The 24,373-nt window shown below is 70.7% G+C and carries 21 protein-coding genes; 8 read left to right on the forward strand and 13 right to left on the reverse strand.

The features are described 5' to 3' along the window. The first annotated feature begins 8 nt into the window (after positions 1–8). From IO20_RS0119990 to IO20_RS0120000, 3 genes are read left to right on the forward strand one after another with little or no spacing between them, the layout of a single operon-like run. Entirely contained in the window at positions 9–1,184 is a 1,176-nt protein-coding gene (locus IO20_RS0119990; RefSeq protein WP_051874580.1) for an ROK family protein, read from the forward strand. Between the two features lie 23 nt (positions 1,185–1,207). Then, entirely contained in the window at positions 1,208–1,597 is a 390-nt protein-coding gene (locus tag IO20_RS0119995; protein ID WP_030552470.1) for a YidH family protein, read from the forward strand. Then, the gene (locus tag IO20_RS0120000) at positions 1,594–1,896 is read left to right on the forward strand and encodes a DUF202 domain-containing protein (RefSeq protein ID WP_030552472.1); all 303 of its coding nucleotides are present in this window, start codon (positions 1,594–1,596) and stop codon (positions 1,894–1,896) included. Before IO20_RS0119995 ends, IO20_RS0120000 begins: the two co-directional genes overlap by 4 nt. A gap of 138 nt (positions 1,897–2,034) precedes the next feature. Here the strand turns inward: IO20_RS0120000 and IO20_RS0120005 are convergent, their stop codons facing one another. The 8 genes from IO20_RS0120005 to IO20_RS0120040 all read right to left on the reverse strand — a co-directional run bounded on the left by IO20_RS0120005 (position 2,035) and on the right by IO20_RS0120040 (position 11,612). Next, on the reverse strand, positions 2,035–2,967 hold the full coding sequence (locus tag IO20_RS0120005; protein ID WP_030552474.1) for an ROK family protein: 933 nt from the start codon (positions 2,965–2,967) through the stop codon (positions 2,035–2,037). Between the two features lie 122 nt (positions 2,968–3,089). Continuing rightward, on the reverse strand, positions 3,090–3,914 hold the full coding sequence (locus tag IO20_RS0120010) for a heparin lyase I family protein (RefSeq protein ID WP_245684986.1): 825 nt from the start codon (positions 3,912–3,914) through the stop codon (positions 3,090–3,092). A gap of 29 nt (positions 3,915–3,943) precedes the next feature. After that, a complete protein-coding gene (locus tag IO20_RS0120015) occupies positions 3,944–5,968 on the reverse strand; it encodes an outer membrane protein assembly factor BamB family protein (protein ID WP_030552478.1) in 2,025 nt (674 codons plus the stop codon). A 121-nt stretch (positions 5,969–6,089) separates the two neighbouring features. Then, complete coding sequence (locus IO20_RS0120020) at positions 6,090–7,103, reverse strand: hydroxyacid dehydrogenase (RefSeq protein WP_030552480.1); 1,014 nt, start codon at positions 7,101–7,103, stop codon at positions 6,090–6,092. Positions 7,104–7,127: 24 nt separating this feature from the next. After that, entirely contained in the window at positions 7,128–8,078 is a 951-nt protein-coding gene (locus tag IO20_RS0120025; protein WP_030552482.1) for a carbohydrate ABC transporter permease, read from the reverse strand. Continuing rightward, on the reverse strand, positions 8,075–8,971 hold the full coding sequence (locus IO20_RS0120030) for a carbohydrate ABC transporter permease (protein ID WP_030552484.1): 897 nt from the start codon (positions 8,969–8,971) through the stop codon (positions 8,075–8,077). Before IO20_RS0120030 ends, IO20_RS0120025 begins: the two co-directional genes overlap by 4 nt. 99 nt (positions 8,972–9,070) lie before the next feature. Further along, positions 9,071–10,384, reverse strand: coding sequence for an ABC transporter substrate-binding protein (locus tag IO20_RS0120035; RefSeq protein ID WP_030552486.1), 1,314 nt, complete (start codon positions 10,382–10,384; stop codon positions 9,071–9,073). Between the two features lie 136 nt (positions 10,385–10,520). Continuing rightward, complete coding sequence (locus IO20_RS0120040) at positions 10,521–11,612, reverse strand: LacI family DNA-binding transcriptional regulator (protein WP_030552488.1); 1,092 nt, start codon at positions 11,610–11,612, stop codon at positions 10,521–10,523. Positions 11,613–11,756: 144 nt separating this feature from the next. On the opposite strand from IO20_RS0120040, the gene IO20_RS0120045 reads away from it, so the two are divergent. Beyond that, positions 11,757–12,428 (forward strand): ThuA domain-containing protein, encoded by a 672-nt coding sequence (locus IO20_RS0120045; protein ID WP_030552489.1) that lies wholly within the window; start codon positions 11,757–11,759, stop codon positions 12,426–12,428. Positions 12,429–12,466: 38 nt separating this feature from the next. Here IO20_RS0120045 and IO20_RS0120050 read toward each other — a convergent pair whose 3' ends face one another. After that, entirely contained in the window at positions 12,467–14,617 is a 2,151-nt protein-coding gene (locus IO20_RS0120050) for an ATP-binding SpoIIE family protein phosphatase (protein WP_051874581.1), read from the reverse strand. Between the two features lie 1,292 nt (positions 14,618–15,909). Further along, positions 15,910–16,875 (reverse strand): pirin family protein, encoded by a 966-nt coding sequence (locus tag IO20_RS0120055; protein WP_030552493.1) that lies wholly within the window; start codon positions 16,873–16,875, stop codon positions 15,910–15,912. Between the two features lie 117 nt (positions 16,876–16,992). Between IO20_RS0120055 and IO20_RS0120060 the strand changes: the two genes are divergently transcribed. The 3 genes from IO20_RS0120060 to IO20_RS0120070 all read left to right on the forward strand — a co-directional run bounded on the left by IO20_RS0120060 (position 16,993) and on the right by IO20_RS0120070 (position 18,564). Then, entirely contained in the window at positions 16,993–17,340 is a 348-nt protein-coding gene (locus IO20_RS0120060) for a tetratricopeptide repeat protein (RefSeq protein ID WP_030552495.1), read from the forward strand. 53 nt (positions 17,341–17,393) lie between these two features. Next, entirely contained in the window at positions 17,394–17,810 is a 417-nt protein-coding gene (locus tag IO20_RS0120065; RefSeq protein WP_030552497.1) for a DUF6153 family protein, read from the forward strand. 97 nt (positions 17,811–17,907) lie between these two features. Further along, positions 17,908–18,564 carry a DUF305 domain-containing protein gene (locus tag IO20_RS0120070; protein ID WP_030552498.1) on the forward strand — a complete coding sequence of 219 codons (657 nt, stop codon included), beginning with the start codon at positions 17,908–17,910 and terminating at the stop codon, positions 18,562–18,564. A gap of 95 nt (positions 18,565–18,659) precedes the next feature. Here the strand turns inward: IO20_RS0120070 and IO20_RS0120075 are convergent, their stop codons facing one another. After that, positions 18,660–20,315, reverse strand: a complete 1,656-nt coding sequence (locus IO20_RS0120075; RefSeq protein WP_030552500.1) for an amidohydrolase — start codon at positions 20,313–20,315, stop codon at positions 18,660–18,662. Between the two features lie 113 nt (positions 20,316–20,428). After that, positions 20,429–21,826, reverse strand: coding sequence for a purine-cytosine permease family protein (locus tag IO20_RS0120080; protein ID WP_030552502.1), 1,398 nt, complete (start codon positions 21,824–21,826; stop codon positions 20,429–20,431). Positions 21,827–22,020: 194 nt separating this feature from the next. Here IO20_RS0120080 and IO20_RS0120085 point away from each other — a divergent pair, with 194 nt between their 5' ends. Continuing rightward, on the forward strand, positions 22,021–22,653 hold the full coding sequence (locus tag IO20_RS0120085; RefSeq protein ID WP_030552504.1) for a TetR/AcrR family transcriptional regulator: 633 nt from the start codon (positions 22,021–22,023) through the stop codon (positions 22,651–22,653). Positions 22,654–22,675: 22 nt separating this feature from the next. On the opposite strand, the gene IO20_RS0120090 is transcribed toward IO20_RS0120085, so the two are convergent. Further along, complete coding sequence (locus IO20_RS0120090; RefSeq protein WP_030552506.1) at positions 22,676–24,118, reverse strand: dihydrolipoyl dehydrogenase family protein; 1,443 nt, start codon at positions 24,116–24,118, stop codon at positions 22,676–22,678. Between the last annotated feature and the right edge of the window lie 255 nt (positions 24,119–24,373).

Raw genomic sequence — 24,373 nt, forward strand, 5'->3', positions numbered from 1 at the left:
CGCCAGTCATGAGGCCACGCGCCGGGAGCAAAGCCCTGATCCGCGAGATCAACGAAGCCCTGGTCCTCGACGTCGTCCGCGCTCATCGCCCTGTGGCCAGGGCGAGGATCGCCACCGAGACCGGACTGAGCCCGGCGACCGTCACCGGCATCACTGCCCGGCTGCTGGGCGCCGGACTGCTCACGGAGACCGACGCCGTCCGCAACACCGGGGGGAGGCCCGCCCGCCTGCTCGACCTGGGCACCGACGCGGTGCTCGCCGCCGGCGTCAGACTGTCGAACACCGACGCCTACGTGGTACTGGTTGATCTGCGAGGTGACGTCGTCGCCTCGCACCAGGAGCCGCTGCCCTCCACCCGCCCGCAGGACGTCGGCGAGAGCGTCGCCCGCGCGGTGGCCCGCGCCGCCGCGAGCAGGCCCTCCGCGACCCTCATCGGCGTCGGAGTCGCCGTGTCGGGCGTGGTCGACCAACAGGGCGGCGTCGTCCGGCACAGCGGATCGATGGGCTGGGAGAACGTGCCGCTCCAGCGGCAGCTGACGGCACTGCTGGGGACTCCTGTCGTTCTCGACAGCTACGTCAACTCCGTGGCCTCCGGTCTGCTGCTTTTTGACGACAGGCTCACCGGTCGGGATCTCATGATCTTCAGCGTGGGAGCGAGTCTGGGCGCCTCCGTGGTGGTGCGGGGACGCATTCACCGTGGCTTCAGCGGCACCGCCGGGGGGTTCGCCCACTCCCGCGTCGGAACGGATGCCGGGCGGCCCTGCCACTGCGGTGCGGAGGACTGTCTGGAGACCTGGGCCAGTCACTGGGGTATCCAGCGAGAACTCGAAAGGCGCGGCACGAAGCCGGGAAGCCTCGTCGGCCGCGACGACGACGTTCTCGCGAGCGCGGCCGACAGCCTCGGTACCGCCGTGGCCAACGCCGCCAAGATGTTTGGCCCGGAACGTGTCGTGGTCGCCTTCACGCCCGAGATGAACGTTCCGGCACTCACCGTTCGGACGGAGCAGGTGTTCCGACGGCAGTACGCTCACGGCGCCAGCACTCCTCCCGCACTGGAGATCGCCGCGACCGGCCCCTCCAGCCACGCCGCCGGCGCCGCCTACACCGTCCTGGCGCAGCTCTTCACCGCCAGTACCTCCGATCCGGACACCAGCGGTGCCCGCAGCACCGTCACGGCCGGATGAGCCCGGGCCGACGCGGGCGCGGCATGGGCGACTCCGCACAGACCATCTGCCTTTCGTTCACGCCCAGACGCATCCGGGACGACGGAGAAACGCCCGACTACCGCTTCTCTCTCGCCAACGAGCGGACCTTCCTCGCCTGGATACGGACAGCGCTCGCGCTCATCGGCGGGGGCTTCGCCATCGACCAGTTCCTGACGGGCCTCGACGGGACGGTGCGGGCGGCTCTGGCACTCGCCACCATCGGCGCGGGCGCGCTGTGCGCCGTGCGGGCGGTGCACCACTGGGTCCGCTGCGAACGGGCGATACGACGCGGCGAGGACCTGCCGGCCACCGCCTTTCCCGCACTGCTCGCCGTCTTGGTGACCATCGTCTCCGTCACCATGGTGGCCGTCGTGGCCCAAGGCAGCGCATGACCGCACCGAGCAACCGCGACCCCGGGCTCCAACCCGAACGCACGCGGCTCGCCTGGCGCCGGACCACCCTCACCTGGACGGCCACAGCCCTGTTGGCGAGCCGCCAGACAGCCCACTCCCCCGCGATGCACACAGCGGTGATGGTCATCGCACTGCTCACCTTCTGGGCCGTCGCGCACCACCGGATCACCACGTTGCGTCACGCCGAGGAACCTCCGACCATGGCGCCGGGCACCGCGGCCGCCGCCCTTGCCACCACGCTCACGCTGGCAGCGATCGCCGTCGTCCACGTCCTGTAGCACTCTGCATCCGCCCACCACCGCCCCTCCGTCGGACGACGGGCGGACGACGATCCACCTGCCCGACAGGGCGTGCACCGCCACGTCGGCCGGCGCACGCCCTGGGCTCCTCGCTGAACGAGCCGTGGGCCGCCGCCGTCAGACGGCCGCCGCCGCGGCGAGCAGGTCCCGGGCGAGCAGCCCCGCGCCCACGCACCCGGCGGCGTCCCCGAGGGCCGCCGGGACGATCGTGGGGAGCTTCTGGAACGTGATGCGTTCCGCCACTGCGGCGCGTAGGGGTGCGAGCAGGGTTTCTCCGGCCTCGGCGAGGCCGCCGCCGATGATCAGCGTGCGGGGGTCCAGGACCGTGAGCGCGGTGAGCAGGCCGTCGGCGAGGGCGTCGACCGCCGCCCGCCACACCCCGTTCGCCGCCTCGTCGCCCGCCGCGACGGCCCGGGCGCAGTCGGCGGCGTCGGCGGCGGGATCACCGCTCGCCACGGCCCAGGCGCGACCGACCGCGGCTGCGGAGGCCACGGCCTCCAGACAGCCGCGCCCGCCGCAGCCGCACACGGGGCCGCCGGGTCGTACGACGATGTGGCCGAGCTCGCCGGCGCCGCCGCGGGCGCCGGCCTCGATGCCGCCGTCCATACCGATCGCACCGGCGATGCCGGTGCCGAGCGACACGAACAAGAACCGGCCGGTGCCGCGGCCCGCCCCGATGCGGCCCTCGGCGAGGCCGCCGGCGCGTACGTCGTGCCCGAGCGCGACGGGGATCCGCCCGAGCCTGTAGCTGATCAGCCCCCGCAGCGGGACGTTCCGCCAGCCCAGGCCGGCGGAGTAGACGGCGACGCCGCGCTCCGCGTCGACAGTGCCGGGTACGGCGACCCCCGCGGCCTCGGCCGCCGTGCCGAAGTGCCTCTCTCCGTGGGCGCGCAGCTCCTTCGCGAAGCCGAGGATCGACTCCACGACGGCGTCGGGCCCGCGCTCGCGCCCGGTGGCCTGCCGCGCCTCGTACAACAGCGCCCCGTCCAGCCCGACCAGAGCCGCTTTCATTCCGGTGTCGCCCACATCGAGGGCGATGACATGTCTCACGGGAACACTCTCACTGGTGACTTCCAGGCCGTTCGGACCACTGGTTCGTATCTCTTGCCGCGTCGTACTGCGGCTGTGCGGGGCGAGGACCTCCTCGGGTGGAGGAGCCTCGCCCCGCAGGCTCATCCCTGGGAGAGATCCAGGACGCGGATGTCGTCGTGATAGACGATGCGCGTCGGTACGTCCCCCTTTTCGATCGTCTGGCCGGGGCGGTAGAGGCCCCACTTGAGGTAGCCGAAGTCGGCCGGGCTCTCGGGGTGGAAGGTCTGCACGTTCTCGTACGTCTGCCGCAGCGTGAACTGCGATTCGCCAGGCATCCGGGTGGAGACCTTGTAGTAGCCGGTGCTGTCGTCCGTCCAGCTCACGTCCACGCGGAAGCGCATCCACTCACCGAGGTGCGGGCGGAAGTCGGCGACCACGGTGGCCTGGAGGTTGAGGGTCGGCGACCTGAAGGCGATGCTGTTCCGCTTGGTCATGAGATAGAAGGACGGAGAGTTTCCGCCGGCGTGCTTCCCCTGGAAGATGATGTCGCCGGATTCCGAGTCCCCTGTTACGTACGTCTTCCAGTCCTTCAACAGGACGCTGAACTCGTACCGTTGCTTGTCGCCCACGACGAACTTGCCCTCGTGGACGTCGTTCGTGGCGCTCTCGCTGCGCGGGGCTCCGTCGGAGACGTAACCGGCGTCGCCCAGGGTCACCTTGTGGGCGACGGCGTGGTCAGCCCCTGATGCGACGACGTACGACGCGTCGGCCGCGGTCGCGTGCGTCGTGGTCAGGTTGGGGATGCCTGAGTTCAGCTGGCCGTTCAGGTAGTCGATCGTCAGCAGATTCGATGCGATGCTGCTACTGCTGCACGAGCCCTCCGAAGCCCGGCTCACGCCGTCCTGCCCCGCCTGCGCGGTGGCCAGGCCTGCGATGGTGAGCGTCCCCGCGATCGCTGCGGCCATGATGGACCGCCTCGTCGACTTCTTCATCGTCAGATCACCGGCCTGTCTTCGATACGGACGAGGTTGTGGCCGCGCATCGTGTAGAGCAGGCCGCGACTGTCGGCGTTGACGTGCGGGCCGCTGTACCAGGCGCCGTTGATCTCGGCGACGACAGTGCTGACGCCGAACGTGTTGGGGTCGAAGCGGAACAGGGTGGTGTCGGAGACGCCGTAGACGATGCCCCGGCTGGTGACCATGGACGCGAAGCCGGGGCATAGGGCGCGGTGATCGGCGGTGTGGATCACCCGGCGGATCGTGACGTCGACGACGAAGAACCCGCCCTTCCGCGTGAGTCCGTACAGATGCCGACCGTGCACCGCCAGCGCGGCCGTTCCCGTGGTCAGGGTCGCGGGGAGATCAAGGCGCCACAGCTCGCGCCCGGCGACCGGATCGAAGGCGACGATGGTGCCGCGCGGTCCCTGGGTGGTGGGGTTGTCACCGCCGAGGTAGGCGACGCCGTCCCGGGTGGCGACGGCACGCACCAGCTGCGTCCCGTCGACCGGGTTGATGTACACGCTCTTCTTGACGGTCTTCGGGGAGTACGTCCACAGGGATCCGCCGCCCTCGGTGTCGGACTGCGCGCCGACCAGCAGGAGCTCGTTGACCGGGTCGTAGCAGACGTCGAGCGGACGGTTCTGCTCGCTCGGGAAGGCCGCGAGCTGGTGGGGCTGTTCGTCGTTCGTGGGGTCGTACGTCCACATGCCCTGCGAGCTGTACTGGCCGGTGTAGAGCACCCCATTCAATACTTCGGCGTCCTTCGCCTCGCCGGGCGCCCGGAGGTTGACCACCTTGCCGTTGCGCAGGTCGTGGCGTGCGATGCCGTTGTTGCCGCCGACGTAGACGAACCGGTGGTCGGCGGCGATACCCATCGTGGTCTGCGGCGTGACGGGTGCGCCCGCCTGGCCGAGGTCGGTGACGACGGACGTACCGGCGGCCGTGTCGACCTCGCCGACGAAGCCGTAACCCGAGACGACGGTCAGCTTGCCACCGGCGTGGTCCAGGCCCCAGATCTCGCCGAGGTCGCCGTCGAACGCGACGGGGGCGACGACCTTGGTCGCCGTCGAGTAGGCGTGCAGACCGGCGTCGGTGGCGAAGTAGACCGTGTCGCCGTTCGCGGTCAGGTTCTTGACGACTTTGCCAGTGGTGGGCGTCACGGTGTACGAGGAGAGGTCGGCGAGGTCCATGACGGCGAGCTTGGCGGGCTCGGTCGATCCCGAGGTGCTGACGGCGAGGCGGTCGCCGAAGACGGCGAGGTCGCGCAGGCTGGGGTCCTTCTCCATCTCCGGCGGCGTGACGTTGGTGAAGGTGCCCGCCGCCCGGTCGTACGCGTACAGCGAGGCCTTGCTCGCTGCGTCCCCACCGGCCAGGACGCTGCCGGCGCCGAAGAAGACGGTCGTGTCCGTGGCGGCGACGGCCCTGGCCAGGGTCGCCTTCGGATCGGGGATGCCGAGATTGGTCACCGTGCCGGTGACCGGGTCGTACTTCCACAGCGCGGGCGCCTTCCCGGGGATCCCGCCCACCGCGTACACGGTGCCGTCCGGGGCGACGGCGAGGTCGCGGATGTCGCGGTCCTCGGTCCGGCCGACGCCCACGGCAGGCTTGTCCGGGGTGGTCAGGTCCCAGCGGAAGATGTTCGGCTTGCCCTCGTCGCCCTTGGTCAGGATGCCCGCGTACAGGTACCTGCCGGTGGAGTCGGCGGCGAGCGCCTGGATCGAGTGACCCACGCCGAGGACGGTCTGGGACACGACCTTGCGCGTCGGCAGGTGGAAGGCGATCACCCGGGTCGGTTCGAGGTTGCGGGACCCGATGTAGACCGTGTCACCAACCTGGAGCGCGCTCATGAGCGCGAACTGCTCGATGCCGGGGCCGAGATCGGTGATGCGGGTGCAGGGTCCGTCGGCCGTGTCCTTGGCCTGGGCCGGTGCGGTGAGCAGCGGGCCCGCGGCCGCGGCGAGCCCGAGGGCACCGCCTGCCATGAGCAACTGGCGCCTGCCCATCGAAGGATGGTCTTGCATGGGGGGACTCCTTTGGTCGTTGTGCGGGGACACAAAGCGGGGAGGAGCAAGAGCCGTGGTGGGGAGCCCACGGGAGGGGTCGGCCGGTCCCCAGATGGACGGAATCCGGGGACCGGACGTGTCAGGCCGACGTCGCGAGGGCGGCGTGGTGCACGGCGTGCGCGAACGGTTCGCCGGCGCAGTAGCGCTCGACCTCGTCAACGGCGCTGCTGGTGATCCGGTGGAGTTCGCCGCCGAGCGAGCCGGCGATGTGCGGGGTGAGGAGCACGTTGGGCAGGGAGTAGAGCGGTGAGGTGGCGGGGAGCACCTCCGGCTCGGTGACGTCGATGACCGCCCCGATGCGACCGGTCACGACCTCGGCGGTGAGGGCCTCGGTGTCGACGAGGGACCCGCGTGCCGTGTTGATCAGCGTGGCTCCGTCGCGCATCAGTGACAGCCTGCGGGCGTCGACCATGTGCTCGGTCTCCGGCAGCGCGGGGGCGTGCAGCGAGACCACGTCCGAGCCGGCCATGAGTTCGTCGAGGTCCACGTGCCGGGCGCCCAGCTCCGCGGCCTGCGCGGCGTCGACGTGGGGGTCGGCGAGGAGCAGGTCGAGGTCGTAGGGCCGCAGCAGTTCGAGGACCTTGCGCCCGACGAGGGACGCGCCGACCAGTCCCACTGTGCGGCGGTAGTTGCCGAACCCGGGGAACTGCTGGGACCAGTCGAGGGCGGCACGGTGGTCGCGGTAGAGGCCTCCGATGTCGAGGACCCGCTTGTTGGCGAAGAGGATCGCGGCGACCGTGTACTCGGCGACGGGGACGGCGTTGGCGGCGGCGGCCGAGGAGACTGCCAGTCGGCGGTCCCAACAGGCCTGTGTCACATGGTGTTTGACGCTGCCTGCCGCGTGGACAATCGCCTTCAGGGCCGGTGCGCGCGCCAGGATCTCCTCGTCGAGGACGGGGCATCCCCAGGAGGTGATCAGGATTTCCACGTCCTCCAGGGCCGGTTCATCGGTGAGGTCCTCGGCGACGTGGTCCGGGTCGATGTCGACGAACGCCGTCAGACGCTGGATCTCGGCGGGCGGGAACATCGCGTCCCGGTGGCGCCGGCCCATGGCGAATAGGGCGCGAGGGCGGGTGGTCGGGGTCGGGCGCATGGATGGGTTCCTCACGGTGGCGGCCTACTTGACGGCGCCGGCGGTCATGCCGGACTTCCAGAACCGCTGCAGCATCAGGAAGATGGCGATCAGCGGGGCCACTGCCACGAGCGAGCCGACGACGGCCAGCAGGTAGTCCTCGGGATGGCCCTGCGTGAGCGCTGACGAGTACCAGACGTAGAGACCGAGGTTGACCGGGTAGAGGTCCTGGTCGGAAAGCATCACCAAGGGCAGGAAGAAGCTGTTCCAGATCTGGGTGAACTGGAAGAGGAAGATGGTCACGAAACCGGGCGCGATCATCGGGAACGCGATGCGGCAGAAGGTCCGGAACTCACTGGCCCCGTCCATCCGCGCCGCTTCCAGGACCTCGTCCGGCACGTAGGAGGCGCTGAAGACCCGGGCCAGGTAGACGCCGAACGGGAAGACCAGTCCGGGGATGAACACGCCCCAGAACGTGTTCACAAGGCCGACCTTCGCGGCGAGCAGGTACAGCGGGATCGCCATCGCCGTGCCGGGCACCATCACGCCCAGCAGCACCAGTGAGAACAGGCGCTCCTTCCCGGGAAACGTGAGCTTGTCGAACGCGTATCCGGCGGCGACGCTGAAAACCGACGCCAGGAGCGCCCCCACACCGGCGTACAGCACCGTATTGATCAGCCAGCGCAGGTAGACGCCGTCGTCAGCCGTGAACAGGTGCCCGAGATTCTCGGTGAGGTGGACCTCGTCGCCCAGCGCGAAGCCGTTCGTGCCGAACAGATCCTCCCGGCTCTTGGTGGAGGACAGCAGCAGCCAGGTCAGCGGCAGCAGGGTGTAGAGGGTGGCGAGGCCCAGCATCGCCGTGACCCCGGCCTTGGACAGCAGGGCGGACGGTGACTTCGCGGCGCCCTTGCGCCTTCGAGGTGTCGGCCGACGGCCGGACTGCGGCGGCGTCACGGGCGCGAGGGCCGGAGCGTCGAGTGTGGAGGACTTGGTCACGACTTGCTCCCGCGGCGTGAGATACGGGTGACGACGAACGACAGCACGGCGGCGAACAGGGCGATCAGCAGGGACGCCGCTGCCGCCAGGCCGAAGTCGTTGTTCTGGAAGGCGGCCGTCTGGACGTACATGTTCGGCGTGAAGCTGCTGCCGATCGCGCTGGAGGCGTTGTAGATGACCTTCGGCTCGGTGAAGAGCTGGATCGAACCGATGACCGTGAACAGGACCGCGAGCGCGATCGCTGGGCGGATCATCGGGACCTTGATGGACAGCGCCGTCCGTACGGCGCCGGCGCCGTCGACCTTCGCCGCGTCCAGCGTCTCGCGGGGCACGGCCTGCAGAGCGGCATAGAAGATGACCATGTTGTAGCCCATCCACTCCCAGACGGCGATGTTGGCCGCGGAGAACACGGCGTTGTCGACCGACAGGAAGTTGACGTCGATGCCGCCGGATTCCAGGAAGTCGATCACGGGGCTCAGGCCGGGTGTGTAGAGGTACACCCAGATCAGCGCGGCGATCAGTCCAGGCACCGCGTGCGGCAGGAAGAGCGCCAGTTGGAAGAAGTTCCGCGCCTTGGCCAGGCCCGAGTCGAGCAGCAGGGCCAGGACCAGCGATCCGCCGATCATCACGGGGATGTAGACCGCGCAGTACACGGCGATGACGAGGAAACCGTCGCGAAACGCCTCGTCGGACAACGCGCGAGCGTAGTTCCCCAGCCCCGAGAAGACGTTTTCCGTACCGCCGAACCCAAGGCCGGACGTGCGGGTGGTGAACAGACTCAGCCATGCCGCGTAGAACAGCGGGGCGAGGGTGACGGCCGCGAACAGGCCGAAGAACGGGGTGAGGAGCAGTGCGGCGGTCCGGCGCTGACCTCGGGCGGATGGGCTTGCCATACCGGCCTTCCTTGGGTGGGGCGGGGGAGAGCGAGTGCGAGAGGGAGCCGGGGGCCGGCCCCGCCGAGCGGGCGGGCCGACTCTCCAGGCTCCGGGCCCCTACGGGGCGGCGACCGTCAGGCCGCGCTGCTTCATCTGCGCGACCGTGGCCTGCTCCGCGGTGGCGAGGACGCCCGGCAGGGTCACCGTGCCGTCGGCGACCTTCGGGAGCTGGTCCACGATGGCCGTGTTGGTGGCGCCCATGACCGGGCCCCACGTCCAGCCGGGCCGGATGGCGTCGTAGGACCGCGCCATGAGGGTGTAGATGTCCTGCCCGCCGTAGTAGTCCGTCTTGAAGGCCGCCTTCGTGACCGGCACGAGCTTCGGGTCCGCGGGGAACATGCTGCTGGTGCCGGACGACACCCAGGCCTTCATGCCCTCGGGGTCCGTGGTGATCCACTTGATGAACTCGGCGGCGGCCCCGCTGTTGTCGGACCCCTTCGGAATCACGAAGGACGAACCTCCGTACATGCCCGAGGCCGGCTTGCCGTCCCAGGTGGGCACGGGCGCCACGGCCCACTTCCCCTTCTGGTCGGGGACGGTCGCCTGGTGAGCCCCTGCGCACCAGCTGGCGCAGACGTAGGCGACGGTCCGGCCCTTCTGGACGCTCGTCCAGAACGGGTCCAGCTGGCTCAGCGAGCCTATGAGGTCCTTGCGGGCGAGGTCACCCCAGTAGGCGGCGACCTTCTTCGACGGGCCGTCGTCGACGGTGACCTTCCAGGAGTCCTTCTCGGCCGAGAACCACTGCCCGCCGGCCTGCCAGGAAAGCGCCTCCAGGAGCCCCGGATTGTCCGTGTACAGGACGCCGCCGCGGGCGGCGGGGTCGGCCTTCTTCACCTGCTCGGTCATGTTCCGGTACGCGTCCCACGTGGTGGGGACGCCGATCTTGTGCCGGGTGAAGAAGTCCTTGCGGTACATCATCATCAGGGGCGCCGCGTCACGCGGGACGCCCCAGGTCCTGCCGCCGAGGTTCACCAGCTGCCGCGCCGCCTCGGGGAACTGCTCCTTCACGACCGGGCCGAGGGTGGCGCTCAGGTCCTCGACCTTCCCCTGGGCCGCGAACTCCGGCAGGTGCGGGTACTCGACCACCGCGACGTCCGGCGCGGTGCCGGCCTTCACCGCGTTGGTGAGCTTGGAGTAGTACTCCTGGCCCGACGGGACCGTCTCGAAGGTCACCTTGATGTCCGGGTGGCTGCGGTTGAAAGCCGCAGCCACCTTGTCGGACCCCTTCACGAAGGACCAGAAGGTGACCTCACCGGTCTTCTTCGCCTCGGTCGGGGAAGCGCCCTGATCCGCTCCTCCACCGCAGGCGGTGGCAAGCAGGGCGAGAGCCGTGACGGAGCCGGCCATGACGGCCGTGGTTCTGCGACGCATGATGTGCACCGATCGTTCGCTGGGGCGTTGACCGGAATCATTCGTCAGTAAATACGGCTTCGTCAATCCCTAGAGCTTCATTCGACAGATAACGAAATCAACTGATGCGATGTGGCACCGGCCTCCTGTCCGCGCTCTACGCGTGTTCACCCGCTGCGGAGGAGGCCCCGCTGGAGTCCCGTACGCGCAGCTCCGGGCGGAGCAGCAGCTCGGCCAGCGGGGCGGCCGGATCGGCGAGCCTGCGACGCATCAGGTCGACCGCCCACTCCCCCACGGCCCGCTTGGGCGGTGCCACAGCCGTGAGGGGCACATCGCTCAGCTCGGCGACCTCGTCGTCGTACGTCACGATCGCCAGATCCTCCGGAACGCGGAGGCCGCGCGCCTGAAGGAGGCCGACCAGAGTGACGGCATCGAGATCGTTGTGGACCAGGGCGGCTCGCACGTCACCCGCCTCGACCGCCGACACGAGCTCCTCCAGCCACTCGGCCGACGCCTGCCCGTCGGCCGGATCAATGCCGTACTCCGGGCCCGACGTCAGCCCCAGGGCCTGACAGGCCGACACGTACCCCTCCCTGATCAACGGGGTGTTGGGGCTCTCCGCCCTGGCGGCAAGCGCGATCCGCTCGTGCCCAAGACCGGCGAGGTGCCGGACGGCCAGGCCCGCGCCATGGGCGTGGTCCGACGCGACCTGTTCCAGCCTCCCGGCCTGCGCACCAGCCCGCCGGTCCACGAGAACGACCGGTATCTCGAGGCCGGCCAGCCACTCCTCGGCCAGGTCCACGGGTTCGAGTCCGGCGCGCGGCATCAACAGCAGACCGTCGACGCCCGCCGCGATCAGCCGTCGCACCTGCTCCTGGTTGTCCGCCAACGTCTCACCGGAAACCGCGAGCACAATGCGCACCCCGTGCGTGCGCGCCGCATCCTGCACACCTCGGATGATCTCGGGGTAGTAATAGCCCCCCGGCGGGACGATCAGCCCGAAGGCATCCCCCTGCCGCGCCGAGGGCCGGGGGGCGGCGGGGCCGGGCACGTCGGCCGCCTGCGCCGCGGTTGGCGACATGGCACCTCCGTGGACACGGACGATCAGCCCCCGGCCTGCCAGCTCCCGGACGTCCTGGCGCACGGTGACGGCGGAGACCCCCATCTCCTCCGCCACGTCCTTCACCTTGATCGATCCCCGGCGCTCCACCAAGCGCAGGAGCACCTCACGCCGCTCTTCAGCCAGCACTCACGTGCCCCCTCCCATCGTGAGCGAAGCCATTTGCTTTCACTCGACAAGTGAAAGGTATCAACCAAGGGCAGCGACGCGTTGCAGCGAGGAAGATCCGGTGACTAAGGTCGGACAGAAAGCGCTTTCCAAGAAGGGGGTCCTGTGCCGACCTCGGACGTCCTCGTCTACACCCGCACGGCCGGCTACCGCCACGATTCCATCCCCGCAGGTACGGACGCGCTCGTCGAGCTGGCCCGCGAGGGCGGGTTCGAGGCGGAGGCGACGGGCGAACCAGAGGCCTTCACGGCCGAGCGGCTCGGGCGGTGTGCGGCGGTGGTCCTCTTGTCCACCACCGGGTCGGTCCTCACCGACCAGGGTCGATCGGCCCTGGAGGCATTCGTACGGCGCGGCGGCGGGCTCCTCGCCGTCCATGCGGCCGCCAACGCCGAGCCCGACTGGCCGTTCTACGGCGAGCTGCTCGGCACCCGCTTCGCGGGCCACCCCCCTCTGCAGCACGGTCTGGTCCACGTAGAGGACCCCGCACACCCGGCGACCGCGCACCTGCCCGCGGAATGGGCCTGGACCGACGAGTGGTACGACTTCACCTCACCCCCGCGCGACGCGGACGTCCACGTCCTGCTGCGTGCCGACGAGTCCACGTACACCGGCGGGACACACGGCGCGGACCATCCGCTCTCCTGGTGCCACGAGAATGCCGGCGGCCGGTTCTTCTTCACAGCCCTCGGCCACACCTCGGAGTCGTACGCGACCCCCGCCTTCCGCACCCACCTCGCCGGCGCTCTCCATTGGGCGGCGGGCCGCCAGGGCCGCTAGGACGGCTCAGCCGTGGGCGGCCTGGCCAGGGGGGCGCCTCAGCGGGCGGGCAGATCCTGCTCCGTCCAGATGATCTTGCCCTCCCTGGCGTGCCGGGTTCCCCAGCGCTGGGCCAGCTGCGCGACCAGCATCAGGCCACGGCCGCCCTCGTCGAAGAGGCGGGCCCTGCGCAGGTGAGGTGCCGTGCTGCTGGCGTCGGACACCTCGCAGACGAGGCTTTGGTCGTGAATGAGCCGGAGCCGGACCGGCGGTCGGCCGTATCGGATGGCGTTGGTGACCAGTTCGCTGACGATCAGCTCAGTGATGAACGCGGAGTCGTCCAGTCCCCAGGCCGCCAGCTGCTCCGAGGCGTTCCGCCGGGCCCCTGCCACGGCCTCGGGCTCGGAAGGGATGTCCCAGGCGGCGACCCGGCCTGCGTCGAGGGCGCGGGTGCGGGCCAGCAGAAGCGCGACATCGTCTTGGGGAAGGTCGGACAGGAGCGCCCCGAGCACGGTGTCGCAGACCCGCTCCAGGGACGCGGCGGGTTGGGCCAGGGCCTGGCTCAGTACGTCGAGCTCGTCTCCATTGGTGCGGCTTCGGCTCTCGGTCAGGCCATCGGTGTACAGGGCGAGCAGACTGCCTTCCGGCAGTTCTAGCTCAATCGTCTCGAAGGGCAGCCCCCCAAGGCCCAATGGCGGCCCGATCGGCAGATCGGGAGTGGCGTCCTCAGCGGGTGCCGCGGCGGGGAGGACTACACGCGGTGGCACGTGCCCGGCGCTGGCCAGCGAGCAGACACGGGAGACCGGGTCGTAGACGGCGTAGAGGCACGTGGCGCTGATCTCGTCCTCGGTCGGCGACTCCTCCTGCTGGAGGCGGACGACGACGTCGTCGAGGTGGGTGAGCAGCTCATCGGGGGGCAGGTCGACGTCCGCGAGGGTCCGGACGGCCATCCGAAGCCGGCCCATGGTCGCGGAGGCATGGATACCGTGGCCGATCACGTCGCCGACCACCAGGGCGACGCGTGCCCCGGACAGCGGAATGACGTCGTACCAGTCTCCGCCCACCCCCGCGTGGGAGCCGGCCGGCTGGTAGCGGGAGGCGACTTCCACAGCGGACTGCTCCGGTGGGCGCCGTTGCAGCAGGCTGCGCTGCAGGGTGAGCGCGAAGTCGCGCTCGTGGGTGTAGCGGCGGGCGTTGTCGATGTACACGGCTGTTCGCTCGGTGATCTCCTGGGCGAGCAGCAGGTCGTCGTCGCTGAACGAGGCCGCCGTGCGGTGCCGGAAGAACTGAGCGAGGCCCAGGGTCCTTCCCCGGGCCTGCAGCGGCAGCACCAGCACGGAGTGGATTCCGTACTCGGCGACGACCGCCCTCTGATCGGGGCTCTGCGTCAGCCACACGGGGAGCGCCGAGGCGTCGATGCGGCTGCGCCACGGCTGCCCCGTGGCCAGGACCTGCGCCGGCTCCGACCCTTCCGGGCAGATGTACGAGTGACCGGTCTTGACAGCGGAGTCCGGGCAGCCGTCCCATACGGACCGCTGCGCGACGCGGCGGAGGGTTGGGGGTCCGGGAACGGGTTCGGCGTCCCTTTCCAGGAGCGCGGAGCCGAGCAGGTCGACGGTGACGAGGTCGGCGAAGTAGTCGGTGCCGACGGCGGCCAGTTCATCCGCGGTGCCGGCGATGTCCAGGGTCGTCCCCACTCGCACGCTGGCCTCGTTCACCAGCGACAATCGCCGCTGCACCCAACGATCGCGCTCCTCCTGGTACGCCGCGACCGCCTGTTCCGAGGTGCGGTCGATGAACTCGAGGATCATCCCGCTCAGCTTGACCGTCGCCGCGTTGATGAGAACCGGGTCCTTCGTGAGCCGGTTCATCTCCGCCAGCATCGCGCGCAGGAGGCCGGCCTGCCCGTAGCGGTACGTCCGCAGCAGGGTGCTGATGCGTCCTCCCTCCCGGGCGAACCGCCGCGCGTACTCCACGAAGGAGAGCGGCGCCTCGACCCGCGTCAGGTCGAGACCGTTCTCGAGGGCGTCACCCCACACCATGATGTTGTCGGCGATGCTCGCCCCTCCCAGCGTGACGATGTCCTCGTACTCCGTGAGCTCGGGAACCTTCACGCTCAGGAGTTGCGCCAGCTGGTCGGCCAGCTCGGCCGCCCTGGACACGACGCCGCGAGCGGCGTGGGAGAGGATCACATCGACGTTGGACTCCACGACAGCAATGTAAGCCCGGTGAACCCGTGGCGCCCTGGGAGAGGCCGAGGGCCTTGCCGGGCAGAAGACAGAGGAGCCGGACGAATCCTCCTGGTCCGACCCGCCTGGCAGGAGCCCAGACCCATAGTCTTCGAGCGCGGGCCTGCCAAGGCCCGGAAGCCCTTCCGTGATCAGCGATCGCGTCCTGGTCCGCGAATTGCGCCCGTGAGGAAGCACCTACCGTGGCGCGTAACGTTCTTCTGGGCCAGCCCTGCAGCTGGCTCAGGGCGCCTCGGCCCACACGCCCATCTCTGATGCTCAAGGCGGGCTTGGACCTGCTTGTGGGACCTGTTGTGGTCCGCTTTCCAGGCCGGGAGCTCGGTCTGGCCGCCCTCGCGACGGTACGGGATGACCAGCCCGGTGCTAGTAACGGCCCTTCTCCGGAGTCCCTGCGGGACCTGTACGCGGAGCCGGACGAGGCGCACAGCCGTGGGACCGTACACGTTCACACCAGGCCCAGCGACTGCAGCGCGGTGCTGACTTGGTGCTGACTTGACCGGCCAGAAGAAGCAGCGGACACCGCCCGTACCGCTTCAGACCTTGCCGTTCGCGTCGCACCGTTTGGTCCTCAGCCAGATGTTCTCCGATCGGCACCCTACGGTCCAAGCAGGCACTGCACGCTCAGCCCAGATCCCCTACACCAACTGCTCGGTATCGGCTGCATCGTTTCTGCCCCTCACCAAGATCCGGACCATGCGCGGTCCAACGCCCAGCCGTCGACGCTCTAGACCTCCATTCCTGCTGGTCAGACGGACGTCCTTGCTGTACCACCAGCAGACGAAGAAGCTGCTGGTGAGCGACTCGCCGAATCGGCCGCTTCCGTTGCGGTTCGCTGACGTCAGGGGGCGCGATGCCGGTACGCGCTCTTCCAGGTCCGAGGCCGGCGCGCGAGGTTCCTGTCGCAGACAGCGACCAGTGGCTCTGGGGGCGCCCGCGCGGCCCGTACGGCTGGATAAGAGGCGGCTGGCCCCCGGATGACGAGCGTCGTGCCTACTCTGCCGCACATGGCCCGCGCTGGGACCACCCTGCGCCGCGCCGTCGAGAAAACTGACGCCGTGTCAACAAAGTCAGCAAAAGGTCAGCATTCAGCTGACCAGACCCGCTCGTACACGAGCACACCCTGGAAGCACACCAGCCGACCGCGCGACTGCGGGAGGGGCTGCGATACGCGCCCTCCCGCAGCCGCAACAACAATCCGCGGGCAGGATCAGGAACCTCCGCCCCCGCATCGACCCGGATCGGAAAACCCCAGCTCAGCGCACCCGTCCCCGTGCCTTCAGCTGAGTCGCCGGGACCTCCGGGGCGTCCAGGCGGTCGCCGTCGTAGCCCTTGACCTCGCCGAAGCGGTCGCCGCGCATCCAGTCCTCTCGCGCCACGCGGATCTCCTCGTCCGTGCGGCCCACGAAGTTCCACCACATGACGATCTCCTCCTCGAAGGGTTCGCCGCCCAGGAGCATCAGGCCGGCGTCGGAGGCCGCGCGGAGGGGGAGTTCGGTGCGTCCGCAGCCGAGGTAGAGCATGGAGCCCGGGAGGACCGGGACGCCGTCGACGTGCGCCTCGCCGGACATCGCCAGGACCGCGTACTCGAAGTCCGGGTCCAGCGGAAGGCTCGTCTCGGTGCCGGCCGTAAGGGCGAGGTCGGCTCCGACGAGCGGGGTGTACGTGGTGCCGGGCGAGGCGGCGCCGTCGAGTTCGCCGAGGATCACCGTGGCCGTGAGGCCCGGCGCGGTGACCCGGGGCAGGTCGGCGTGGTGCTGGAAGTGCGGCTCGACGTGGCGGTGGGCGTCGGGGAGGGCCACCCAGAGCTGGGCGCCGTGCAGCAGGGGGGCGTGCGGGCGGGGGCTCTCCTCGGAGTGGGAGATGGCCCGTCCGGAGGTCATCAGGCCGAGTTCGCGCGGACGGATGGTCTGGAGGCTGCCGGTGGAGTCGCGGTGCAGGACCTCGCCCTCGTGGAGCCAGCTGACGGTCTGGAGTCCCATGTGGGGGTGCGGCGGTACCTGCATCCCCGGTTCGTCGGCGATGTCGTCGGGGCCGTAGTGGTCGACGAAGGCCCAGGCTCCGACCATCCGCCGGCCCAGGTTCGGGAGCAGTCGGCGGACCTGGGTCGACTCCCCGAGCTGGACGTGGCGCGGGCTGAGGAGTTCCCGTACCGGCTCGGCGACGACGAAGCCGCGGCCGCCGCACACGGTCAGCGTGGCCTGGCGATCAAGATTGCTCATGCTCAACCTGTTCCTGCCCGGAGAGGCGGTAGTGAAATATTCAACCATCTTGGCTTGTTGACGCGGTCGTCCACCCCACAGAGTGGCAGATCGGGCACTCCGGAAGGCGAGAGCAAAGTGAGCGACACGTACTACGAGTTCGGAACGGCCGGCGAGCGCTGGGACCGCGCCCAGTTCTTCTTCGAGGCGAAGGAGTACGGAACCGCCGTCCGCATCCTGCGCGGCCTGGTCGCCGAGCACCCGGAGCAGACCGCCCAGCGCCTCCTCCTCGCGCGCGCCTACTACCACTCCGCCCAGCTCTCCCCGGCGGAGACCGAGCTGCGGGCCATCCTGGACCGCGACCCGGTCGAGTACTACGCGCGACTGATGCTCGGGCGCACCCTCGAGCGTCAGGGGCGCGCGGACGAGGCCGCGCCGCATCTGCGGATGGCCGCGGCGATGGCGGGCGAGACGCCGGCGTCCTGACACGGCCTTGATACCCCCGCACGGTATATTCGCCCGCCAGGAGGTCCTGGCACGTGCGTACACACCGAGCGGAACGCCACAGACGAGCGGAAGGTGCCCTCACGCACCTTCTGCTCGTCGTCGTGCTCGCGCTCGGCGTGTTCCTGATGCACGCGGTCGGCCACCCCGAAGGGGCCGGCGGGAGCACGGAGGCCGTCTCGGCCACCTCCGTCGGCGCGGTCCCCCACACCGGCGGCCATGAGAGCGGTGACTCAGGCTCCTCACACGAACCCGGTACCGCGATGGACATGACCACGCTCTGCGTGGCCGTCCTCGCCGGCTGGCTGCTCGCCGGGCTCGTCCGGGCGGCGCTCGGACGACGCCCCGACTGGCTCACCCTCCTTCTCGCGCGGCTCCTGCCCGCGCCGGGGCCGCACGCACCGCCGCCCCGTCCTCCCGACCTCGCCCAGCTTTCGGTCCTACGGATCTAGGCCGTACCGCCACCGTCGCGGGCGCCCCGCGCTGCCCGTGAACGTCTTCGGCCTGCCCTTTTCCGTTCTTACGACCAGCACACGAGGTATCACCCACATGCGTGCCTTCACCCACCGAACCGCCAGGAAGATCGCCCTCGTCGCCGCCGCCACCGCGACCGGGCTCCTGCTCTCCGCCTGCGGCACGGACGAGGCCGGGAACACGAAGCACCACGGCGGCGCGCCCGCCGACACGTCCGCTTCCGCCTCCCCGTCCGCTTCCGCGTCGCCCACCGCCTCCGTCGCCGGAGCCGCCGCCGGAGCCTTCAACGACGCGGACGTCATGTTCGCGCAGATGATGATCCCCCACCACGAGCAGGCCCTTGAGATGGCCGAGCTCGCCGACGGCCGGGCCGAGGACGCCGAGGTCAAGAAGCTGGTCGCCGCCATCGAGCAGGCCCAGGACCCCGAGATCCAGAAGATGAAGGCCTGGCTGAAGGGCTGGGGGAAGCCCGAGTCCGCCGGTCACGGGGGCCACGGCATGGCCGGGATGATGTCCGAGCAGGACATGAAGGACCTTGCCGCCGTCAAGGGCAAGGCCTTCGACCGCAGGTTCGCCGAGCTGATGATCGCCCACCACGAGGGCGCCGTCGAGATGGCGGAGGTCGAGCGGAAGAACGGCCGCAACGCCACGGCCAAGGCCCTCGCCGACGACGTCGTCCGGACCCAGTCCACCGAGATCTCCGCCCTGCGGAAGGTGCTCGACCGACTCTGATCCGGTCCCCGGCTCTGACCGGTCCGTTCCCGTCCCGTCCTCCGTGACGACAAGGCGGCCCGCCCTCTCCGGGCGGGCCGCCCCCGGCGCGCCTCTCAGCGCCGCACCACGACCTCGCCGCCCACCACCACCGTCTCCGCCACCGTCCCCGGGATCTCCTCGGGGGCGATGCGGAGGATGTCGCGGGAGAGGACGACGAAGTCGGCCAGCTTGCCGACCGTCAGCGAACCCCGCTCGTGCTCCAGGAAGTTGGCGTACGCCGAACCCATCGTGTAGCCCTCCACCGCGGCGGCGACGTCGATCGTCTCGCCCGCCGTCCAGGCCTCCCCACCACCGGGCGGACGGCGGGTGACGGCGGCGTGGATGCCGACCATGGGGTCCATCTCGGCGACGTTCCAGTCGCTGGAGAGGGCGAGGACGGCGCCGGCCGCGCGCAGGCTGCGCAGGGGCCAGGCCTTGTGCCAGCGGTCGGGGCCGACGTTCTCGGCCCAGTCCTGGCCGGGTCCCGCGATGTCGGGGGCGGCGTGCCGCGGCTGCATGCAGGCGACGACGCCGAGTGCGGCGAAGCGCGGGGTGTCGGCCGGGTCGAGGCACTCGACGTGCACGATCTGGTGGCGCGCGTCGCGCGGTCCGTTCGCCGCGCGCGCCCGTTCGACCGCGTCGAGGACGGTACGGATGCCCCGGTCGCCGGTGGCGTGGACGAAGCACTGGAAGCCCCGCGCGTCGAGGCGGGTGAGCAGTTCGGCGAACTCCTCGGGCGGATAGAAGGTGTCGCCGCGGTGGTGGGAGCAGCCCGCGTACGGTTCCAGGAGGGCGGCGGTACGGGGTTCCACGACATCGTCGATGTACAGCTTGAGGGGGCCGACCCGGAGGCGCTCGTCCGCGAACTTCCGTGCCGCCGAGGCGAACGCGTCCAGGTCCGCGTCGGTCGTGCCGCGCGGGTGGAAGAGGGCGGCGACGATCCGGGAGCGGAGCCTGCCCTCGGCCCGGGCGCGTTCGAAGAGGGCGAGGTCGTCGAGGGAGTTCTGGGGCTCGACGACGGTCGTGATGCCGAAGCCGATGGCGTCGTCGAGGCTCTTGGCGAGCCTGCCGTACTGCCGCTCCCGCGACGCCCAGGGGACGCCGAGCGCTTGGAGGGCGCGGTGGCCGTCGCGGGAGAGACCCTTGACGGCGAAGTCCTGGACGAATCCGGTCGGTTCGCCCGTCGCCGGGTCGGTGACCGCCCGACCGAAGGGGAGGTCGGTGTGGTCGCGGTCGACGCCGATCCGCCGGAGGGCTGCGGTATTGAGCCAGGCGGTGTGGACGTCGTAGCTGAGGACCAGGGCGGGCGTATCGCCGGTGGCCGGGTCGAGGTCGGCGGCGGTGGGCATGCGTCCGCCGGGGACGGCGGAGTAGTCGAAGGCCTCGGCCTCGATCCAGTCGGCGTCCGGGTGTTCGGCGTGCCAGGCGCGGATACGGGCGTGGATCGTGTCGAGGCTCCGGGCACCGGCGAGCTGGACGCAGGCGTCGTCGGAGCCGAGGCGGACGTGGTTGTGGGCGTCGACGAAGCCGGGCAGGACGAGCCGTCCGCCGGCGTCGAGGAGCTGGGTGCCGGGCCCGGTCCAGGCCTCGGCTCCGGCGTCGGAACCGATCCAGACGATGCGCCCGGCGCGGACGGCGAGGGCCTGGGCCTCGGGGAGGGCCGGGTCGACGGTGTGGATCCGGGCCCCGGTGAGGACCAGATCGGCGGGAGCGGGGGTGGTGCTGTTCATGCGGGGTGGCTCCGTGACGTACGTACGAGGGTGTCGGGCGGTGAGGGTGCCGGCAGGTGAGGATGTCGGCGGCTGAGGGTGTCGGCGGGCGCGGGGCCTCGGGAGGGCGCGGCTCAGTCGCGTACCGGAGTGACGTGCCCCCGGGCGAGGAGCACGTACACCAGGGCCGAGACTCCCGCGCCGAGCAGGGTGAGGTCCGCCCCGCCGAGCGGGGCGACGAGCGGACCGGTCCAGAGCGCGGAGTCGCAGGTGAGCGCGGAGAAGAGGAGGCCGCAGAGGAGTGCGGTCAGACCTGCCAGGTGCCAGCCCGAGCGGTATCCGTACGCGCCGCCGGTGCGCGCGTGCAGGGCGGCGGAGTCGTACGTGCAGCGGCGGAGCACCATGTCGGCGAGGAAGACCCCGGCCCAGGGGGCGAAGACGATGATCAGGAGGGAGAGGAAGGAGAGGAGCGAGGTGGTGAAGTCGGTGAGGAAGAGGGCGCCGAGGGAGCCGAGGGCCGTCACGGCGGCGCTGATGACGATGGCGCGGGCCCGGCTCCACGGGATGCCGAGGACCTGGAGGTTCAGGCTCGACGAGTAGAGCGTGATGATCGAGTTGGTGACGGAGCCGCCGAGCACCAGGGCCAGGAAGAGGGGCTGGAACCAGCCGGGGAGCAGGCTCTCGGTGCCCGCGACGGCGTCGGTCATGTCGGTCTGGGTCGCGGCGGCCACGCCCGCGACGCCGAGGGCGACGGAGGAGACGAAGCCGCCCAGGGCTCCGCTCCAGGTGACGGCCTTGAGGGACGTCGTGCGGGGCAGGTAGCGGGTGTAGTCGGCGGGCATCGGGAGGTACGAGAAGGGGCCCGCGAGCATGACGACGAAGGCGAGGCTCCAGGCGGAGGCGCCGGGCGCGGCGGCGGGCGCGGAGGTGTCGGCGCCGGGCAGGACGAGGACGAGCAGGGCGGCGAAGCCGGCGGCGAGGACGTAGGCCATCCAGCGTTCGGCGAACTGGACGGTGGCGTGGCCCCAGAGGGCGACGGCGAAGGTCAGCGCGAGGGTGACGGCGAGGGCGAGGGCGCGGGCGGCCGGTCCGCCGTTCCAGCCGAGGTCGGCGAAGAAGGCCTCCAGGGCGAGGGTGCCGACCACGGTGTTGACGATGGTGTAGCCGATGCTGACGATCCAGTTGAGCAGCCCGGCGGGCCAGTTGCCGCGACGCCCGAAGGCGGCGCGGGAGATGACGAGGGTCGCGGTGCCGGTGCGCACGCCGCTGAGACCGGCCGCGCCGATGGCGAGGAAGGACAGACCGCCGAGCACGACGACGGCGGTGGCCTGCCAGAAGGAGAGTCCGAAGGCGACGGCGAGGGCGCCGTTGATGACGTAGGTGAAGGTGAGGTTCGAGCCGAACCAGAGCCAGAAGACGTCCTTGGCGCTTCCGTGCCGTTCGGCGTCGGGTATGGGGTCGATCCCGTGTTCCTCGACCTGGAAGACCTCGTCGCGGCCCGTGGTCACGGGCGCCGTCTCGTGTCCGAGCACACCGCACTCCTGTCTTGAATGCCGTTCTAAGTTTTAGAACGGCATTCAAGATGCGCGAGGGGTTCGGGCCACGTCAAGACCTTCGGAGGTTGCGGTTAAGGTCGATCACGCACAAAGCGGCGCCCGGGGCGACCGAGAACGAGCGACGAACGACCAACAGCAGGCGGCGAGCGGCAGGACAGGGGACAGCGGCGGTGGCACGGACGGCACGACGGCGGGACGGGCACGTCACCCAGGAACGGATGCTGGAAGAGGCCATGGCGGCGATCGCCGAGCACGGCCTCGCCTCCCTCACCATGTCGGCGCTCGCGGAGCGGCTCGGCACGAGCGGCGGCCACATCCTGTACTACTTCGGCAGCAAGGACCTGCTGCTGCTCGCCGCGCTCCGGTGGAGCGAGGCCGCCCTCGCCGAAGAGCGCCGCGCGCTGCTGTCCCGGCGCACCACGGCCGAGCGCAAGCTCGACCACTTCCTCAGGCTCTACCTGCCGCGCGGCCCGCGCGATCCGCGCTGGACCCTGTGGATCGAGCTCTGGGCCCGCACGCCCGGCAACAACGCCCTCCGGGAGGCCCAGGAGGAACTCGACCGGGGCTGGCAGGAGGACCTGCAGGCGCTCCTCGCGGCGGGCGTCGCGCGACGGCGTTTCGCGCCGCTCGACGCGGGCGCCCGCGCCTCCGAACTCCTGGCCCTGCTCGACGGGTTGAGCACCCGGGTCGTCCTGGGCCAGGAGTCCGGCCGCGATCCGCGGCCCGCCCTGGAGGCGGCACGCTCGGCCGCGCGGGCCCTCGTCGCCCCGTACGCGCCGCCCGGTGTCGCCGAATCCCCTTGAGGCAAGGGAAAATGACGGGTCGTCAGCCCCGGTAGGCCTCCAGGAGACGCAGCCACGCCTCGCTCAGCGTCGGGTACGAGGGAACGGCGTGCCACAGACGGGCGATCGGGACCTCGCCGACGACCGCGACCGTCGCCGAGTGGACGAGCTCGCCGATGCCCGGACCGACGAAGGAGGCGCCGAGGACGACCTCGCGGTCGAGGTCGACGACCATCCGGGCGTGCCCCCGGTAGCCCTGGGCGTAGAGCCCGGCCCCGGCGACCTGCCCCATGTCGAGGTCCACGGCCCGGGCCCGGAACCCGGCCCGCTCGGCCTCGGCGAGGCTGAGTCCGACGGCCGCAGCCTCGGGGTCGCAGAACACCACCTGGGGCACGGCCGAGTGGTCGGCGGTCGCCGCGTGCGCGCCCCAGCGCCCGTCGTCGAGGGACCCCGCTCCCTGCGCGCGGGCGGCGATGGCGGCACCGGCGATCCGGGCCTGGTACTTGCCCTGATGGGTCAGGAGAGCCCGGTGGTTGACGTCCCCGACGGCGTACAGCCAGTCGCTGCCGGTGACCCTGAGGGTGTCGTCCACGTCGAGCCAGGAGCCCGGCTCCAGACCGACCTTCTCCAGGCCGATGTCCTCGGTGCGCGGGGCCCGGCCGGTCGCGAAGAGGACCTCGTCGCCGTCGACGTGGTCACCGCCCTCCAGGACCACGGTGACCGGTCCCGTACTCCCGTCGCGTACCACCGCGCTGACCGTGACGCCGGTGCGCACGTCCGCACCGCGCGTGGTCAGGGCGGCGGCCACGTGCTCGCCGACGAAGGGCTCCATCCGGGGCAACAGGCCCCCGCCGCGTACCAGCAGGGTGACCTTCGCGCCGAGGGCCTGCCAGGCGGTGGCCATCTCCACGCCCACCACTCCCCCGCCGACGACGATCAGCCGCTCGGGTACGCGGTCGGCGCTGGTCGCCTCACGGCTGGTCCAGGGCCGGGCCCCGGCGAGGCCGGGCAGCTCCGGGAGGACGGCGCGGCTGCCGGTGCAGACGGCGACCGCGTGCCGGGCGGTGAGGACGTGATGCTCGCCCTTGGGGCCGGTGACGCCGACCCTGCGGGGCCCGAGGAGACGGCCGTGGCCCCGGTGGATCCGTACGCCGACGGAGTTCAGCCAGTCCACCTGGCCCGCGTCCTTCCAGTGCCCGACGACCTCGTCGCGGTGGGTGAAGACCTCGAGGGCGTCCAGCGGACCGTAGACCGACTCCCGCAGACCGGCTACCTTCCGGGCGTCGGAGCGGGCCAGCGCGGGACGGAGCAGCGCCTTGCTCGGCATGCACGCCCAGTACGAGCACTCGCCGCCGATCAGCTCGCTCTCGACGATCGCGGCACTGAGGCCGGCGGCCCGCACCCGGTCGACGACGTTCTCCCCCACCGGGCCCGCGCCGAGGACCACCACGTCGTACTCGCGCGCGTCTTCCACCGTTCGTGTCATGGGTCCCAGTCTGGCGCAGTGATCAGGAATAGCGCGGCGATACGCCGCTCCAGCTTGCGGAGCATGGGTCGGGTCGGTCACGCGCCCGCCCGGCCCCTCCCCAGGACTCGACGGGCTGCCCGGGCGCCATTCCGGATCACGACCGAAACAGCGCCGACGGTACAAGTTTTGACTAGTGGGACCTCGCACCGGAGGCATCCACGCACTCGGCTTCACTCGAAAGCGTGATCACCGCCGAATGAGCTTCTCCGTGCC

Origin of the sequence: Streptomyces exfoliatus (assembly GCF_000725545.1) — a bacterium.
GTDB classification, from domain to species: Bacteria; Actinomycetota; Actinomycetes; order Streptomycetales; family Streptomycetaceae; genus Streptomyces; species Streptomyces exfoliatus.

Bases quoted from the DNA above. Each gene is read 5' to 3' on its own strand.
- IO20_RS0119990 (WP_051874580.1), top strand. From the start codon at position 9: ATGAGGCCACGCGCCGGGAGCAAAGCCCTGATCCGCGAGATCAACGAA.
- IO20_RS0119995 (WP_030552470.1), top strand. From the start codon at position 1,208: ATGGGCGACTCCGCACAGACCATCTGCCTTTCGTTCACGCCCAGACGC.
- IO20_RS0120000 (WP_030552472.1), top strand. From the start codon at position 1,594: ATGACCGCACCGAGCAACCGCGACCCCGGGCTCCAACCCGAACGCACG.
- IO20_RS0120010 (WP_245684986.1), bottom strand. From the start codon at position 3,914: ATGGCCGCAGCGATCGCGGGGACGCTCACCATCGCAGGCCTGGCCACC.
- IO20_RS0120015 (WP_030552478.1), bottom strand. From the start codon at position 5,968: ATGCAAGACCATCCTTCGATGGGCAGGCGCCAGTTGCTCATGGCAGGC.
- IO20_RS0120020 (WP_030552480.1), bottom strand. From the start codon at position 7,103: ATGCGCCCGACCCCGACCACCCGCCCTCGCGCCCTATTCGCCATGGGC.
- IO20_RS0120030 (WP_030552484.1), bottom strand. From the start codon at position 8,971: ATGGCAAGCCCATCCGCCCGAGGTCAGCGCCGGACCGCCGCACTGCTC.
- IO20_RS0120035 (WP_030552486.1), bottom strand. From the start codon at position 10,384: ATGCGTCGCAGAACCACGGCCGTCATGGCCGGCTCCGTCACGGCTCTC.
- IO20_RS0120055 (WP_030552493.1), bottom strand. From the start codon at position 16,875: ATGAGCAATCTTGATCGCCAGGCCACGCTGACCGTGTGCGGCGGCCGC.
- IO20_RS0120070 (WP_030552498.1), top strand. From the start codon at position 17,908: ATGCGTGCCTTCACCCACCGAACCGCCAGGAAGATCGCCCTCGTCGCC.
- IO20_RS0120075 (WP_030552500.1), bottom strand. From the start codon at position 20,315: ATGAACAGCACCACCCCCGCTCCCGCCGATCTGGTCCTCACCGGGGCC.
- IO20_RS0120090 (WP_030552506.1), bottom strand. From the start codon at position 24,118: ATGACACGAACGGTGGAAGACGCGCGCGAGTACGACGTGGTGGTCCTC.